General features: G+C 64.9%; 16 protein-coding genes. 6 read left to right on the plus strand and 10 right to left on the minus strand.

The window, feature by feature from the left end:
• From V9L18_RS19895 to V9L18_RS19920, 6 genes are all read left to right on the plus strand, one after another.
• A partial coding sequence (locus V9L18_RS19895; protein ID WP_443197980.1) for a transketolase-like TK C-terminal-containing protein occupies window positions 1-1,533 on the plus strand: 1,533 nt, incomplete at its 5' end.
• Window positions 1,534-1,721: 188 nt separating this feature from the next.
• Window positions 1,722-2,966: a PucR family transcriptional regulator gene (locus tag V9L18_RS19900; RefSeq protein ID WP_337348885.1), complete on the plus strand. Its 1,245-nt coding sequence runs from the start codon at window positions 1,722-1,724 to the stop codon at window positions 2,964-2,966.
• Window positions 2,967-3,054: 88 nt separating this feature from the next.
• Window positions 3,055-3,984, plus strand: a complete 930-nt coding sequence (locus V9L18_RS19905; RefSeq protein ID WP_337348886.1) for an ACP S-malonyltransferase — start codon at window positions 3,055-3,057, stop codon at window positions 3,982-3,984.
• A complete protein-coding gene (locus tag V9L18_RS19910; protein WP_337348887.1) occupies window positions 3,981-5,042 on the plus strand; it encodes a beta-ketoacyl-ACP synthase III in 1,062 nt (353 codons plus the stop codon). The genes V9L18_RS19905 and V9L18_RS19910 overlap by 4 nt, the downstream gene beginning before the upstream one ends.
• 81 nt (window positions 5,043-5,123) lie before the next feature.
• Window positions 5,124-5,369, plus strand: coding sequence for an acyl carrier protein (locus tag V9L18_RS19915; protein ID WP_009359314.1), 246 nt, complete (start codon window positions 5,124-5,126; stop codon window positions 5,367-5,369).
• Window positions 5,370-5,530: 161 nt separating this feature from the next.
• Window positions 5,531-6,766, plus strand: a complete 1,236-nt coding sequence (locus tag V9L18_RS19920) for a beta-ketoacyl-[acyl-carrier-protein] synthase family protein (RefSeq protein ID WP_337348888.1) — start codon at window positions 5,531-5,533, stop codon at window positions 6,764-6,766.
• A gap of 102 nt (window positions 6,767-6,868) precedes the next feature.
• Here V9L18_RS19920 and V9L18_RS19925 read toward each other — a convergent pair whose 3' ends face one another.
• The 10 genes from V9L18_RS19925 to rplS all read right to left on the minus strand — a co-directional run bounded on the left by V9L18_RS19925 (window position 6,869) and on the right by rplS (window position 14,983).
• Complete coding sequence (locus V9L18_RS19925) at window positions 6,869-7,372, minus strand: DUF3145 domain-containing protein (RefSeq protein ID WP_337348889.1); 504 nt, start codon at window positions 7,370-7,372, stop codon at window positions 6,869-6,871.
• A 283-nt stretch (window positions 7,373-7,655) separates the two neighbouring features.
• Complete coding sequence (locus V9L18_RS19930) at window positions 7,656-8,582, minus strand: tyrosine recombinase XerC (RefSeq protein ID WP_337348890.1); 927 nt, start codon at window positions 8,580-8,582, stop codon at window positions 7,656-7,658.
• Window positions 8,583-8,632: 50 nt separating this feature from the next.
• Window positions 8,633-9,817: a DNA-processing protein DprA gene (gene dprA, locus V9L18_RS19935; protein WP_337348891.1), complete on the minus strand. Its 1,185-nt coding sequence runs from the start codon at window positions 9,815-9,817 to the stop codon at window positions 8,633-8,635.
• A gap of 10 nt (window positions 9,818-9,827) precedes the next feature.
• A complete protein-coding gene (locus V9L18_RS19940; protein WP_337348892.1) occupies window positions 9,828-11,372 on the minus strand; it encodes a YifB family Mg chelatase-like AAA ATPase in 1,545 nt (514 codons plus the stop codon).
• Window positions 11,373-11,729, minus strand: coding sequence for a YraN family protein (locus V9L18_RS19945; protein ID WP_337348893.1), 357 nt, complete (start codon window positions 11,727-11,729; stop codon window positions 11,373-11,375). It abuts the gene before it with no gap.
• 146 nt (window positions 11,730-11,875) lie between these two features.
• Window positions 11,876-12,202, minus strand: coding sequence for a DUF2469 domain-containing protein (locus V9L18_RS19950; RefSeq protein ID WP_056335405.1), 327 nt, complete (start codon window positions 12,200-12,202; stop codon window positions 11,876-11,878).
• Window positions 12,203-12,256: 54 nt separating this feature from the next.
• A complete protein-coding gene (locus tag V9L18_RS19955) occupies window positions 12,257-12,994 on the minus strand; it encodes a ribonuclease HII (RefSeq protein ID WP_337348894.1) in 738 nt (245 codons plus the stop codon).
• A 2-nt stretch (window positions 12,995-12,996) separates the two neighbouring features.
• Window positions 12,997-13,860, minus strand: a complete 864-nt coding sequence (gene lepB, locus V9L18_RS19960) for a signal peptidase I (protein ID WP_337348895.1) — start codon at window positions 13,858-13,860, stop codon at window positions 12,997-12,999.
• Complete coding sequence (gene lepB, locus V9L18_RS19965) at window positions 13,861-14,538, minus strand: signal peptidase I (RefSeq protein ID WP_337348896.1); 678 nt, start codon at window positions 14,536-14,538, stop codon at window positions 13,861-13,863.
• An 85-nt stretch (window positions 14,539-14,623) separates the two neighbouring features.
• A complete protein-coding gene (rplS, locus tag V9L18_RS19970) occupies window positions 14,624-14,983 on the minus strand; it encodes a 50S ribosomal protein L19 (RefSeq protein ID WP_337348897.1) in 360 nt (119 codons plus the stop codon).
• Window positions 14,984-15,026 lie beyond the last annotated feature (43 nt).

Here is a 15,026-nt window from a genome sequence, read left to right on the forward strand (position 1 = left end):
ACCGTCAAGGGCTACGGACTCGGACCCCACTTCGAAGGCCGCAACGCCACCCACCAGATGAAAAAACTCACCCTCGACGACTTGAAGAAGTTCAGGGATCATCTGCGGATTCCGGTCACGGACGAACAGCTCGAAAAGGACCCGTACCAGCCGCCGTATTTCCACCCGGGCACGGACGCGCCGGAAATCCAGTACATGATGGAACGCCGCGCCGCACTGGGCGGATCTGTTCCGGAGCGCCGCTCCAAGCACGCTGACATCGCCCTTCCGGACGCCAAGTCCTACGAAGTGGCAAAGCGCGGTTCGGGCAAGCAGCAGGCGGCCACCACCATGGCCTTTGTCCGGCTGCTCAAGGACCTCATGCGGGACAAGAACTTCGGCAAGCACATCGCCCCGATCATTCCCGATGAGGCACGGACCTTCGGCATGGACGCGTTCTTCCCGACGGCGAAGATCTACAACCCCAAGGGCCAGAACTACCTGTCCGTGGACCGGGACCTCGTCCTGGCCTACAAGGAATCCGCCCAGGGCCAGCTGATCCACCCCGGCATCAACGAAGCAGGCGCCGTCGCAGCCTTCACCGCCGCCGGGACCGCCTACGCCACCCACGGCGTACCCCTGATCCCGGTCTACGTGTTCTACTCCATGTTCGGCTTCCAGCGCACCGGCGACGCCTTCTGGGCAGCAGCGGACCAAATGACCCGCGGCTTCATCATCGGCGCCACCGCAGGACGGACCACCCTCACCGGCGAAGGACTCCAGCACGCCGACGGCCACTCCCCCATCCTCGCCGCCACCAACCCCGCCGTGGTCACCTACGACCCCGCTTACGGCTACGAAATGGGCCACATCATCCGAGACGGCATCGAACGGATGTACGGACCGGACTCCACCGACCGGAACCTGATGTACTACCTGACGGTGTACAACGAACCGATCACCCAGCCGGCCGAACCCGAAGAGCTCGACGTCGAAGGTGTCCTCAAAGGCATCTACCTGCTGGCTCCGGCAAAGATCGACGGTCCCCGGACCCAGATCCTGGCCTCCGGTGTCTCCGTGCCGTGGGCGCTGGAAGCCCAGCGGCTCCTGGCCGAGGACTGGGGCGTCTCCGCCGACGTCTGGTCCGTCACGTCCTGGAACGAACTGCGCCGCGACGGCATGGCCGCCGAGGAAGAAGCGTTCCTCAACCCGGGCCAGCCCGCTCGCGTCCCGTTTGTCACCCAGCAGCTCGCTGGTGCCACCGGACCGATCGTGGCCGTTTCGGACTACATGAAGGCCGTCCCGGACCAGATCCGCCAGTTCCTGCCAAACGAGTTTGCCTCGCTCGGCGCGGACGGCTTCGGCTTCTCCGACACCCGCGCAGCAGCACGCCGCTTCTTCAAGAACGACATCCACTCCATCGTGGTCCGTTCGCTGGAGATGCTGGCGCGCCGTGGCGAAGTGGACGCACAGGCACCGGCGAAGGCAATCGAAAAGTACCGCTTGCACAACGTCAACGCCGGTTCCACAGGCAACGCAGGGGGCGACTCCTGATCCGCCCGCAGCTGACCTACAGCCAGCTGCAATGAACGACGACGGCGACCCTCACCGCACGGCGAGGGTCGCCGTCGTCGTTCCCGGGCCAGCCGTTTACCCGACGGACAAACCTGTGACGCACCACCACGTCGGTTGTAGCCTTTGCACAAATGGAGCTTGCGGGGCAGGCACCGTATGCTCAAAGGATGCCAGAGCCAACTCCCCCGCCCGTGAAGCGCAAGCCGACCTCGCGCAGCATGACTCCGGAGAAATCCGAAACCCTGAAAAAGCTCCGGGCGAGCGTGGGCCAACTGTCCACCACCACCCTGCGGCAGCTCGAAAAGTCACTGCCGTGGTACAGCCGGCTCAGCTCTGACGAACGGTCCGCGCTGGGCATGGTGGCCCAAAACGGCATTGCTGCCTTTGTCACCTGGTACGAGCGACCCAGTTCGCCGTCCTGGATCCTCTCCGACGTCTTTGGTACCGCCCCGACCGAACTCACGCGCTCCATCAGCCTCCAGAAGGCGCTCCAACTCATCCGGATTGTGGTTGAAGTAGTTGAGGACCAGGTCCCCGTGATCGCTCCCGAGGCCGACCAGCCATCGCTCCGCGAGGCCGTGCTCCGGTATTCGCGCGAAGTTGCCTTCGCCGCCGCTGATGTCTACGCACGGGCGGCTGAATCCCGCGGATCGTGGGACACCCGGCTTGAGGCGCTGATCGTGGACGCCATCCTGCGCGGCGAAAACACCGACGCACTGCGCTCACGCATCGCTGCCCTGGGCTGGAAGGCCCAGGAGCGGTTTACGGTGATGGTGGGCAATTCTCCGTCAGAACCGAGTGCCAGCTATGTCAGCGAACTGCGACGGCTGGCTGGCCGCTACGCCGAGGACGCCTTGGTGGGAATCCAGGGCGACCGCCTGATTTTGATTCTTGGCGGCGTACAGGACCGCGAAACGGCCTACCTCAAGCTCAGCGAGATGTTTGCCCCGGGACCCGTGGTCTACGGCCCGGAGGCGAGTTCGCTCCTGGAAGCCAGCGGGTCCGCGCAGTCCGCCTTTGCCGGCCTCACGGCAGCCAGGGCGTGGCCTTCGGCTCCGCGGCCCGTAGCCGCCGACGATTTGCTGCCTGAACGCGTCATCTCCGGCGACGACGCGGCGCGCCGGTCACTGGTCAAGAATATCTACCGCCCCCTCGTGGCGGCCTCCAATGGCCTGGTGGAGACGCTGGGTACGTACCTGGAGCTGGGCCACTCGCTTGAGGCGACCGCCCGGGAATTGTTTGTCCATGCGAACACGGTCAGGTACCGGCTGAAGCGCGTCTGTGACGTCACAGGCTGGGATCCACTCCTTCCCCGCGAGGCGTTTGTGCTTCAGGCTGCGTTGGTTGTGGGCCGCCTCGCGGCGCCCCCGAAAGCACCGACCGAGCGTCATCCGGCGCGGAATCAGACCTGAGGCGTTGTAGACTTCCTACAACCTGACCCCGTGAGCTTGGTGCAGAGAAACACCGCTGAATCACACAGTAATTTGGAAAGCTGGATACGTGCTTGCAATAGTCTGCCCTGGACAGGGCTCACAGACCCCGGGTTTTCTGGCCCCCTGGCTGGAACTGCCTTCGGTAGCAGGCCAGCTGGCCTCCCTGAGCGAAATCGCAGGCATCGACCTGACAGCCCACGGGACTACCTCGGATGAGGAAACCATCAAGGACACCGCCGTAGCGCAGCCGCTTATTGTTGCGGCCGGCCTGGTGGCGGCGAAGTCCCTCTTCGACGTCGAACTCAGCTCCCTCCCGGTGATCCTCGCCGGCCACTCGGTGGGCGAAATCACCGCATCCGCCCTGGCCGGAATCCTCACCGAACAGGAAGCCATGACTTTCGTCCGGGAGCGCGCCAACAGCATGGCCGCCGCCGCGGCAGTCACTCCCACCGGCATGAGCGCTGTGATAGGCGGGGACCCTGCAGAGGTCCGGGCCGCGATTGAAGCGTCCGGCGCCACTCCGGCCAACGTCAACGGCGCGGGCCAGACTGTGGCCGCCGGGACCTTCGACCAGCTCAAGGCGCTGGCAGAGAACCCACCCGCCAAGACCCGCATTATTCCCCTCAAGGTGGCCGGGGCGTTCCACACCTCGCACATGGCCCCGGCGGTAAGCGCCCTTGAGGCGCTCAAACCAACCCTGAAGCCGCAGGATCCCCGGGTTCCGTTGCTCTCCAACTTCGACGGCAAGGACGTAACCGGCGGCGTGGCCGGTGTCGACAGCCTGATTGCCCAAGTCTCCCGTCCGGTCCGCTGGGACCTTTGCATGGATACGATGGTGCAGCGGGGCGTCACCGGAGTCATTGAACTGGCTCCTGCAGGCACGCTTGCGGGCCTCGCCAAACGCGGTATGCCCGGAGTCAAGACGGTTGCCGTCAAGACGCCGGATGACCTCTCAGCCGCACTGGCACTCTTCGCAGAATTGGAGGGCAACGCATGAGCGTTCCCACGCTTAAGCAGGCGCCCGTCCAGGAGAACACGCGCATCCTGGGAATCGGCGCTTACCGACCGGACATCATTGTCACCAACGACGACGTCTGCCAGTGGATTGATTCCTCGGACGAGTGGATCCGGCAGCGCACCGGCATCGTCACGCGCCACCGCGCTCCGGCCGATGTCAGCGTCATCGACATGGCTGAAGGGGCGGCGCAGGAGGCCCTCAAGCAGGCCGGTATCGAAGCCTCCCAGCTCGGCGCCGTCATCGTCTCCACCGTGACCCACCCCTACGCCACTCCGTCGGCGGCGGCCAGCCTGGCTGACCGGCTGGGCGCAACGCCGGCTCCGGCCTTTGATATCTCAGCAGCCTGCGCCGGCTACTGCTACGGCATTGCCCAAGGCGATGCCCTGGTGCGGTCCGGCGCCGCCAAATACGTCCTGGTCGTGGGTGCGGAAAAGCTCTCCGACGTCATCGACAACCACGAGCGCACCATTTCTTTCCTGCTCGGCGACGGTGCCGGCGCGGTAGTGATCGGTCCATCCGACACACCCGGGATTGGTCCGTCCGTCTGGGGTTCAGATGGCAGCAAGTGGGACGCCATTGGCATGACGCGGTCCATGCTCGATGTCCGGGCTCTGAGCCAGGCAGCGCGCCAGTCGGACGAGTCCGGTGACTTCGCGCTGCTGGAAGAAGCCCAGGACCTGTGGCCGACGCTGCGTCAGGATGGGCAGACCGTGTTCCGCTGGGCTGTGTGGGAAATGGCGAAGGTGGCGCAGCAGGCCCTGGAGGCTGCCGGTGTGCAGGCCGAGGACCTCGTGGCGTTCATCCCGCACCAGGCAAACATGCGGATCATCGACGAAATGGTCAAAAAGCTCAAGCTTCCCGAAACCGTCACCGTGGCCCGGGACATTGCCGACGCCGGCAACACCTCGGCTGCGTCCATCCCCTTGGCCACGCACCGGTTGCTCCAGGAAAACCCAGGACTCAGCGGCGGTCTTGCGCTGCAGATTGGCTTCGGAGCCGGGCTCGTCTTCGGCGCCCAGGTAATCGTCCTTCCGTAGGAACGCCCCACCCAGGCAGCATCCGCTGTCTGAACCGTTTCCGGCAGCCCCTGCCGGCAATAACAAGAAAAGGAGCCATCAATGGCTAGCAACGAAGAGATCCTGGCCGGCTTGGCTGAAATCGTCAACGAAGAGACCGGCCTCGCGCCCGAGGCTGTGGAGCTGGACAAGTCCTTCACCGAGGACCTGGACATCGACTCCATCTCCATGATGACCATCGTGGTCAACGCCGAAGAGAAGTTCGGCGTGCGCATCCCGGACGAAGAGGTCAAGAACCTCAAGACCGTCGGCGACGCCGTCAGCTTCATCGCCGGCGCGCAGGCCTAGCCACAACGCCAGTCGCTTGCGGCTTGGCTGGACTGCCGGACCGGGAACTCCGGACCGGCAGTCCAGCCGCATCAAACCGGCAGCCACCTGCCCTACATCCCACACGCGGGACCCCGCCGGAGAAACCGGACCCGGGCTGCCCACCGACAGAGAGTGATCCCATGACACGCAAAGTAGTCATTACCGGTCTGGGTGCCACCACGCCCATCGGCGGCGACGTACCCACAATGTGGAACAACGCGCTTAAGGGGGTCTCTGGTGCCCGCACCCTGGAGGACGACTGGGTTGCCAAGTATGAACTTCCCGTCCACTTCGCTGCCCGCTGCAGTACCCCTGCCCTCGACGTCCTCAGCCGCGTCGAAGCAAAGCGCATGGACCCTTCCACCCAGTTCGGCGTCATCGCCTCCCGGGAAGCCTGGGCCGATTCCGGTATCACCGAAATCGACCACGACCGCCTCGCCGTTGCCTTCGCTACAGGGATCGGCGGCGTCTGGACCCTGCTCGACGCCTGGGACACCCTGAAGGAAAAAGGCCCGCGACGGGTCCTTCCGATGACCGTTCCCATGCTGATGCCCAACGGTGTCGCTGCAGCCGTCAGCCTTGACCTTGGTGCCCGTGCTGGCGCCCACACCCCTGTTTCTGCTTGCGCTTCCGGCACAGAAGCCCTCCACCTTGGCCTCGACCTGATCCGTTCCGGCAAGGCTGATGTGGTGATGTGTGGCGGCGCCGAGGCTGCCATCCACCCCATGCCGCTGGCGGCGTTTGCCTCCATGCAGGCACTGTCCCGCCGGAATGAGGACCCCGAGGGCGCCTCCCGTCCGTATGACCTCGGCCGCGACGGCTTTGTGATGGGCGAAGGCGCCGGCGCGCTGGTCCTCGAAGCCGAAGAGCACGCTTTGGCACGTGGCGCACGCATCTACGGCGAGCTCGCAGGCACGTCGGTAACCGCCGACGCGTACCACATCACGGCTCCGGACCCCGAGGGCCTGGGCGCTACCCGCGCGCTGAAGGCAGCCATGTTCGACGGCCGCATCCAGGCCGAGGATGTTGTGCACGTCAACGCCCACGCGACGTCGACGCCCGTGGGCGACAAGCCGGAGTACACGGCTCTCCGTGCCGCCCTGGGCAACCACATCGACAATGTGGCAGTCTCAGCGACCAAGTCGCAGATGGGCCACCTCCTGGGAGCCTCCGGCGCCGTGGAGGCTGTCCTGACCGTGCTCGCCGTTTACGAACGCAAGGCACCGGTGACCATCAACCTCGAAAACCAGGACCCGGAAATCCCGCTCGACGTCGTTACGTCCGCGCGTGACCTCCCGGCCGGGAACATTGTGGCATTGAGCAACTCCTTTGGCTTCGGCGGCCACAATGCCGTGATCGCAGTACGCAGCGTCTAGCATCTCCTAGTGAAAAGCAAGGGCCCCGCCGGTTGGCGGGGCCCTTGTTTTTGCTATGGAAACGGTTTTGATGCCCGACGGCGGTAACACCTTTCGGGGGCGTCAGCCCACTTGGTGGAGCCAGCGCACGGGAGCGCCTTCGGCGGCGTGCCTGAAGGGCTCCAGCTCTTCGTCCCATGCCTCGCCAAGGGCCAAGGACAGCTCGTGGTAAACCGCGGAGGGATCACCTGCGCCTGACTCGTAGGCGTACCGGATCCGGTCCTCTGAGACCATGATGTTGCCGTGAACATCGGTCGTGGCGTGGAAGATCCCCAGTTCGGGCGTATGTGACCAGCGGCCACCGTCGACACCTTGGCTTGGCTCCTCGGTGACCTCATAGCGGAGATGGGCCCAGCCGCGCAGTGAGGAGGCCAGCTTCGATCCGGTCCCGGGAGCGCCGGTCCAGGAGAGCTCGGCCCGAAACATTCCGGGCGCAGCAGGCTGAGGGGTCCACTCAAGATCCGTTCGCTTGTCCACGACGGATCCAATGGCCCACTCCACGTGCGGGCACAGAGCGGTAGGGGCCGAGTGTACGAACAACACACCGCGGGTCATTGCAACAGACATTCCATCCTCCATAGCTGTAGGTACGTCTTCCCCAACGACCTCTGCCTGGATGAAATGCGCTGTGCCGTGTTCCTGCCGGCTGCGGTTATCCCTGCCTGAATATGTAACTGTGTCCGGACTTGCCATTACGCACGAAGCACTGAGCTTCAAGCGAGACTTGAAAGTTGCCGGACTTGACTCTTATTGTGCCGCACGCCGCCTAATTACGCCACTGCAATTCCTTGGGGCCTTCCTCTGCGTCATTTCCAGCCGAAACCAAGGGCGCCACTGGCCGACGGCATACTCAGGCCCGGGGATGTGCCTGCTGGTAACTCTTGCGGAGCCTGTCGACGGAGACGTGGGTGTAGACCTGCGTCGTGGCGAGGCTGCTGTGCCCCAGGATCTCCTGAACGGCCCGCAGATCCGCACCGCCGTCCAGGAGATGAGTAGCCGCTGAATGTCGGAGGGCATGGGGACCCGTGGCCGAGGTGTCGCCCAAAGCTTCGAAGAGATCCTTTACCACTGCCCTTACCTGCCGCTGATCCACCCGGTTGCCCCTTGATCCCAGGAACAACGCGGCTCCGCTCTGGTCCTGGGCCAGCCGCGGCCGGCCCCTGCGGAGCCAGTCATCCATGGCGACCGCGGCGGGAACTCCATAGGGAACGGTTCTTTCCTTGTTTCCCTTGCCGATGACACGGAGCGTTCGGCGGTCCGGGTTGAGGTCGTCGACGTCCATGCCGGCCAGTTCACCCACACGAATGCCGGTAGCGTAAAGGAGTTCCACCATGGCCCGGTTGCGCACGGCGAGCGGCGCGCCTTCCAGGGCAGCCTCCTCAAGCTTGGCCAGCAGCCTCGTTATCTGCTGGGCCTGCAGGACACCGGGTAGGGACTTTTCCTTTTTCGGCGCCTTCAGCCGAAGCGAGGGATCCTCGTTGATGAGTTCTTCCCGGAGTGCCCAGGCAGTGAAAGACCGCGCCGTAGCCGATCTCCGGGCGAGTGTGGAGCGGGCGGCCCCCGCCTCGCTCTGGACACCAAGCCACCGCCGCAGGGTGCCAAGTTCAAGGCCGGGCAGGTCAGTAACGCCTTCGGACGCGCTGTATGCCAGCATGCTCCGGACGTCAGCAAGGTACGCACGGACGGTGTGCTCGGACCTGGCCCGCTCCCCCGCCAAATATTTGCCGAAGGCTTCGGCTGCCCGCGCAAGGGCCGGCGGCAATTCCTGAATCTCCACATGCTTACTCTCCCAGCATTTGTTCGCAGATAAAGGCCGGACACAGCAATCTAGGCTGACCCTTTGGCACGCTTCCACCCGCCCCGTTCAGAAAGGGCCAGTCCGAGGAGCCCCAGTCTTCCCAGCCCGGCCCGCACTGATTCCTGGCTGAGCCCTGCAACAGAACATAGTTTGTCCACAGAAGTTGCGGACCGGAGCGGCAATGCGTCAAGAAGGATCAGATCTTCAAGGGTCAGGCCGTCGTGCTCTGCTGCGCGTCCCGTCCGGGCTTCCGGAACGGCTTCGCCGCTCGGTGAGGCTAGCTCAGCTATCTCACCGGCATCTGTGACGCAGACGGCCCCGCCGTCCCGGAGCAGTCGGTGGCACCCCGCCGAATTGGCACTATGAACGGATCCCGGAACCGCACCGACAGCCCGGCACAGGGTTTCTGCGTGATGGGCTGTATTCAGGGCCCCGGACCGCCAGCGCGCTTCGACCACCACCGTTACAGCGGAAAGTGCCGCGATAAGCCGGTTGCGCTGAAGGAACCTGTACCGGGTTGGGGCCGACCCCGGGGGAACCTCGGCCAGGACGGCTCCCTGGTTACAGACCGCCCGGAGCAGGTCCTCATTCCCGGAAGGATAAAACCGGTCCACACCGCCAGCCATCACGGCGATGGTGGGTACTGCGCCGGTTCCCCCGGCAAGGGCGGCACGATGGGCGTGGGCATCGATGCCGTAGGCCCCGCCGGACACAACCGTAAAGCCACGCTGGGCCAACGAGTATGCGAGCTCGCCCGTGACGGACGCGCCGTAACTGGTGCTGTCCCGAGAGCCCACGAGCGCCACGCACCGGGAAACATCCGGGAGCGGCTGTTCCAGGCCGCGCCACCACAGGCAGATGGGCTCCTGGAGTCCGAGCTCCGCCAACTGCGCGGGCCACACGTCATCGGAGGGGACAATCAGCCGGCCTCCGAGGCGGGCCATAGTGGCCAAATCCCGCTCGGGTGCAAGGTCCGGAATCCTGGGGGCCCAGCGTTTCAGGGCCGCCCCCATCCCAGCCCAGCTGGTTCCTGCTCCGTTGTCCGCCAGCAACGCCGTGATTTCCTGTTCCAGTGCCGGTCCGGCGGCCAGTTGGCCAGTGGCTATCCGCAGCGCGTCGGTGGCTCCAGCTGCTTTGACCAGCGCGAGTCCTGCCGCATCCTGCGGCTCCATCAGCCGCGACAATGAGGCGCGGGTTATCCGTTCGTTGTCCATGTCCAGTTCCTTATGCCACTGCCGAGGCAGCCTGCCGCAGGCCCAGGGCCTGTCCAATGTCATTGAGGTCCGGCCTGTCACGATGGGCAAGATCGGCCAGGGTCCATGCGAGCCGCAGCACCCTGTCATAGCCTCTCGCCGTCAGGACGCCGCGCTCCAGGGAGTTGTCCAGGATGCGGGTCGATGACGCCGGGAGTCGGAGCTCGCCTCGCAGGATCCGGCCAGGAACCTGCGAATTGGTTTCCAGGCCAAGGGGGTGCAGCCGTTCGAACTGCCTGCGGCGGGCGGCACGCACCCGCTGCGCCACCGCAGCGGTGTCCTCTTCCATGCCGCCCTGGCCGAAGTCCGCCAAGGAGACACGCTCCACCTGCAACTGGATGTCCACCCGGTCCAGCAGGGGTCCGGACATCCTGGCAAGGTAGCGGCGCCGCATCATGGGGGTGCACGTACAGTCCAGGCCCTTACCCGAGGCCTTTCCGCAGGGACATGGATTGGCGGCCAGGACCAATTGGAACCTGGCAGGATACGCGGCTGTCCCGGCGGAGCGATGGATCACGAGCTCCCCGCTCTCCAGCGGCTGCCGAAGGGCATCAAGGACCCGGCGTTCGTACTCAGGGGCCTCGTCAAGGAACAAGACACCACGGTGGGCCCGTGATGCGGCTCCTGGCCGCGGCAGTCCTGATCCGCCTCCGATGATTGCGGCCGCAGTGGCGGAATGATGCGGGTTCTCAAACGGTGGCCTGCGGAGGAGCTGTACAGCAGAGGAAGGCAACCCGCAGAGTGAATGAATGGCGGTGACTTCCATGGCCTCGTTGTCGGCGAGGTCCGGGAGCAGCCCTGGCAGCCGCTCCGCCAGCATGGTCTTTCCGGCGCCCGGCGGTCCGGTGAGCAGCAGATGGTGCGCACCGGCGGCGGCCACTTCAAGGGCCCTTCTGGCGTCACCCTGCCCTGAGACGTCGGCCATGTCGGGAACGGCTTCGTAGCCTGCTTCCGTCCCGTTGGGATCCGGAGCGTCGTCGGGTTCGAAGTCCAGCACCAGTTCCTGCGGGTCGGCGCCGCAGTCCAGTGCCAGCCTGGCAAGGGTCCGATAGCCTCTGACGTTGGCACCGGGTACCAGCGCGGCTTCGGCCAGGTTTGCCTGTGCCACGACGATGTCGGGGTATCCTGCCTGCACCGCCGCCATCACTGCCGGAAGGATGCCCCGCACCGGCCGTAACCGGCCGTCCAGCCCTAGTTCGGCTATGAAGACAGTGCGCTCGGTTGGCTTGATGTCGTTCGCGGCACGCAGGACTGCCATGGTGACTGCCAGGTCGAAGCCTGAACCACGCTTGGGAAGCGAGGCCGGGATCAGGTTAGCGGTGATTTTTCTCCGGCTCAGCGGAATCCCGGAATTCTTGGTAGCCGAGCGTATGCGCTCCTTCGCCTCGTTGAGGGCAGCATCAGGCAGGCCGAGAAGGATAAATGCAGGGAGGCTCTGTCCGATGTCGGCTTCGACCTCGACGATGTACCCGTTCAACCCTACGAGGGCAACCGAGTAGGTGCGGCCCAAAGTCATTTACACCACGCCCCTGAGGTGCTCCACGACGGGTTCGCCAACGCCGTCGTCCAGCACGGCGATGACATCGACTCTCCGCAGCGGCATCCGAACGTCGCTCTCGCGGCACCAGGCTGCACCCAGGCGGTGGAGCCGCGCCAGCTTCGCTTCCCCCACAGCCTCGAACGGATGGCCGTAGTCGAGCGAGCGGCGTGTCTTCACTTCGGCGATCACCAGGGCGTCCCGGTCCAGGGCGACAATGTCGATTTCGCCCTCGGTGCAGCGCCAGTTCCGATCGACCACCAGCATGCCCAGCGATTCAAGATAAACGGCGGCGAGTTCCTCGCCACGCCTGCCTAACAGGTCTTTGGATTTCATTGCTACCTCCGCAAACCAGCCTGCAGGAGCAGGACCGCGGAGGACAGGGACCTATTAGCCTATGTGGGCAACCCGGCTGGCCGCCGGGGGTGTTGAGGACAAGTGGCGTTCAGGCAGGGCTTCTGGCAGGCCGTGAAGCGGGGGCGTCAGTTGCCAAGGTCAACGTCCTTGGGCAACGCCAGTTCCTCGTTGCGGGGAAGCTCCTCGACGTTGACGTCCTTGAAGGTCAGCACCCGGACGCTTTTGACGAACCGGGCTGAGCGATAGACGTCCCATACCCAGGCGTCCTGCAGTGTCAGGTCAAAGTAGACTTCGCCGTCGGCGCTGCGGGCCTGGAGATCCACGTGGTTAGCCAGGTAGAAACGCCGTTCGGTCTCGACAACGTAGCTGAACAGCCCGACGACATCGCGGTATTCACGGTAGAGCTGAAGCTCCATGTCGGTTTCATAGTTTTCAAGATCCTCGGCACTCATGCTTCCATCTTGCACCATTGAGCGCGGCGCTGGCGTCACGGCGAAGGGCAGGCGTCAGAGTTCTCCGCCAAGCAGCCGCCAGCTCACGCGGTGATAAGGCGTGGGGCCTGCGGCACGGAGGACATCGCGGTGCAGGGACGTGGCGTAGCCTTTGTTGATGTCCCAGCCGAAATCCGGAAATTCGGCGTGCAGTTGGCGCATTTGCTGATCACGTTCGACCTTGGCAATCACGCTGGCGGCCGCCACGCTCAGGCACTGCATGTCTGCCTTCACGCGGGTATGGACGGGCGCGGCGCAGCCGGCGTCGCTCGGGGCCTCATCAAACAGTGAGGGTTGCTCAGCCGGTGAGAGCCAATTGTGGCTGCCGTCCAGGAGCACGATGTCGGGGGTGATTCCTGTGGCCAGGACGTCCATCCAAGCGCGGGTACCTGCCAACCGGAGCGCGGCGATGATGCCCAGCGCGTCGATCTCCGCCGCCGAGGCATGCCCTACCGCCGAAGCCACGCTCCACTTGCGTACCAACGGTTCCAGGCGTTCCCGTTCTGCGGGGCTGAGCAGCTTGCTGTCCCGCACCCCCGCGAGCGGCTTTTGGGCTAGGAGGTCGACGACGGCGATTCCCACGCTCACGGGCCCGGCCAGGGCGCCGCGCCCCACTTCGTCCACGCCGGCCAGGTACCTGGCGCCGAGGGCTTTGAAGGTGCGTTCGTGGCGCAGGGTGGGGGCCTTGGAACGTGGCCCGGTGGCAGGCCGCGCAGCAGCCTTGGCTGGAGCGAGGGGTATTGCTGTGGACATCCTCAGCCTCCGGCGGGCACGTTCTTGAAGACGTCCGGGTAGTTGTCGAGGACGCTGATGCGATTCAACGGCCACGCGATGACGGCCGCCTTGCCTTCGATGTCAGCGAGGTTGACGAAGCCGCCGTTGGCTTCCATGTGGGCGCGTGAATCGGCCGAGTGGTTCCGGTTGTCGCCCATGACCCAGACCTTTCCTTCCGGTACAACGACATCGAAGTTGCGGATCTCCGGGATTTCGGCGGCGTTGACGTAGCTCTCGTCTACCGGGGCTCCGTTGATGGTCAGTTTACCGCCGGCGTCGCAGCAGATCACGTGGTCTCCGGGCAGTCCGATGACGCGCTTGACGAGATGCTGCTCCGAGTCGTCCGGCAGCAGGCCCACAAATGTCAGGCCGTCCTGAACCCAGGTGAACGGCCCCTCAGTCTTCTCCGGGGCGGCAGCCAGCCAGCCCTGGGTGTCCCGGAAGACCACCACATCGCCATGCGAGAGGGCGAAAGGTTCGGGAACGAGCAAGTTGACGAAAATACGGTCGTTGACATCCAGGGTGCTGACCATGGATTCGGACGGAATGTAGAACGCGCGGAACAGGAAAGTCTTGATCAGGAATGAGAGCACCACAGCGATCACCACCACCGTGGCGATTTCCTTCAGCCAGACAAAGAGGGGGCCCGGCGCCGAAGGCTCCGCCCGGGGAGCAGAAGAGTGCTTCCCGGCGGCCGGGCTGGCGGGGGCGCCTCCCTCGGCTTTAGCCGGCGCGGATTCCGGAACGGCTGCAGCGGCGTCGGATTCGGCAGCAGCACGGGCGGCGGGGGCTTCAGGGCCGCCGTCATGGCCAGGATCGGGGATCCGGGCGTGGTTCTCGGGCATCTAATGTCCGTCCTCTGTTGTTGGTCCTGCCTGCTGCGGCCGTGCTACTGCAGCAAATCTATCAAGCGGCCAGACTATCTGGACGGGCCGGCCGATCACCCTGTCCAGCGGCACCATTCCGCCGCCCGGGGCACCAAGCAGGCTGCGGGAGTCGGCGGACAGGGACCGGTGGTCCCCGAGCAGCCACAGCCGCCCTTCCGGCACTTCGGCGGTGAAGGCCTGCCGGCTGGCCACATCCCCCGGGAAGAGATACGGTTCGTCCAACGGCGCACCGTTCACGGTGATCTTTCCGTCGGTGTCACAGCACACCACAGTATCTCCGGGAACGCCGATCACCCTCTTGACGTAGGTAGTGTCGCTTCCGACGAGCCCAATCCATTGGGCGGCGGCCGCCGCCGCATCCGCCAGGGGCCCCTTCCCGCTGTTCAACGGGGCGAACGAGCCCCGTCCGTCAAAGACCACGACGTCACCACGGCGGACGGGTTCCATCTGGAAGTCCGTCCTCGAGACCAGGATGCGGTCTCCGCCCTGCAAAAGCGGCTCCATGGATTCGGACGGTATGTAATAGACATCCAGCCACAGCGACCGGATGAGTCCGCTGATGGCAACGGCGAGCAGGAGTGCCAGGAACGCAAAACGCCAGCCCATTCTTCTGGGCTGGCGTTTTGTCTGGTCCATGAATCCGTATCCTGGGGCGCTGTGGCGGTTGGCTCCGGCGCTGGCCTGGTACGGCTGTGGCCCTGCCTTGTAGGTCCGGGGGGACTTACTTGGCGGTGGTGAAGTCGCGCTTTTCCTTGATCTTTGCGGCCTTGCCGCGCAGGGCGCGCATGTAGTACAGCTTGGCGCGACGGACGTCGCCCTTGCTGACGAGCTCGATCTTGTCGATGATCGGGGAGTGTACCGGGAAGGTACGCTCCACACCGACGCCGAAGGAGACCTTGCGGACCGTGAAGGTTTCGCGGATGCCGTCGCCCTGGCGGCCCAGGACGAAGCCCTGGAATACCTGGACACGGGAGTTCTTGCCTTCGATGATGTTCACGTGCACCTTGAGGGTGTCACCTGCGCGGAACGCAGGAACGTCGGTGCGCAGCGAGGCTGCATCTACGGAATCGAGAATATGCATAATTCCACTCCTGGTGAACGCCACAGGTCATTCACTTTGGGTC

This window comes from Pseudarthrobacter sp. CCNWLW217 (assembly GCF_037203985.1).
GTDB lineage: Bacteria > Actinomycetota > Actinomycetes > Actinomycetales > Micrococcaceae > Arthrobacter.

What these genes read in the sequence shown, in the direction of transcription:
- dprA (WP_337348891.1), bottom strand. Translation starts at nt 9,817, where the DNA reads ATGGACAACGAACGGATAACCCGCGCCTCATTGTCGCGGCTGATGGAG.
- V9L18_RS19925 (WP_337348889.1), bottom strand. Translation starts at nt 7,372, where the DNA reads ATGTCTGTTGCAATGACCCGCGGTGTGTTGTTCGTACACTCGGCCCCT.
- V9L18_RS19945 (WP_337348893.1), bottom strand. Translation starts at nt 11,729, where the DNA reads ATGAAATCCAAAGACCTGTTAGGCAGGCGTGGCGAGGAACTCGCCGCC.
- V9L18_RS19950 (WP_056335405.1), bottom strand. Translation starts at nt 12,202, where the DNA reads ATGAGTGCCGAGGATCTTGAAAACTATGAAACCGACATGGAGCTTCAG.
- V9L18_RS19955 (WP_337348894.1), bottom strand. Translation starts at nt 12,994, where the DNA reads ATGTCCACAGCAATACCCCTCGCTCCAGCCAAGGCTGCTGCGCGGCCT.
- lepB (WP_337348895.1), bottom strand. Translation starts at nt 13,860, where the DNA reads ATGCCCGAGAACCACGCCCGGATCCCCGATCCTGGCCATGACGGCGGC.
- V9L18_RS19900 (WP_337348885.1), top strand. Translation starts at nt 1,722, where the DNA reads ATGCCAGAGCCAACTCCCCCGCCCGTGAAGCGCAAGCCGACCTCGCGC.
- V9L18_RS19910 (WP_337348887.1), top strand. Translation starts at nt 3,981, where the DNA reads ATGAGCGTTCCCACGCTTAAGCAGGCGCCCGTCCAGGAGAACACGCGC.
- lepB (WP_337348896.1), bottom strand. Translation starts at nt 14,538, where the DNA reads ATGGACCAGACAAAACGCCAGCCCAGAAGAATGGGCTGGCGTTTTGCG.
- V9L18_RS19920 (WP_337348888.1), top strand. Translation starts at nt 5,531, where the DNA reads ATGACACGCAAAGTAGTCATTACCGGTCTGGGTGCCACCACGCCCATC.
- V9L18_RS19915 (WP_009359314.1), top strand. Translation starts at nt 5,124, where the DNA reads ATGGCTAGCAACGAAGAGATCCTGGCCGGCTTGGCTGAAATCGTCAAC.
- V9L18_RS19940 (WP_337348892.1), bottom strand. Translation starts at nt 11,372, where the DNA reads ATGACTTTGGGCCGCACCTACTCGGTTGCCCTCGTAGGGTTGAACGGG.
- rplS (WP_337348897.1), bottom strand. Translation starts at nt 14,983, where the DNA reads ATGCATATTCTCGATTCCGTAGATGCAGCCTCGCTGCGCACCGACGTT.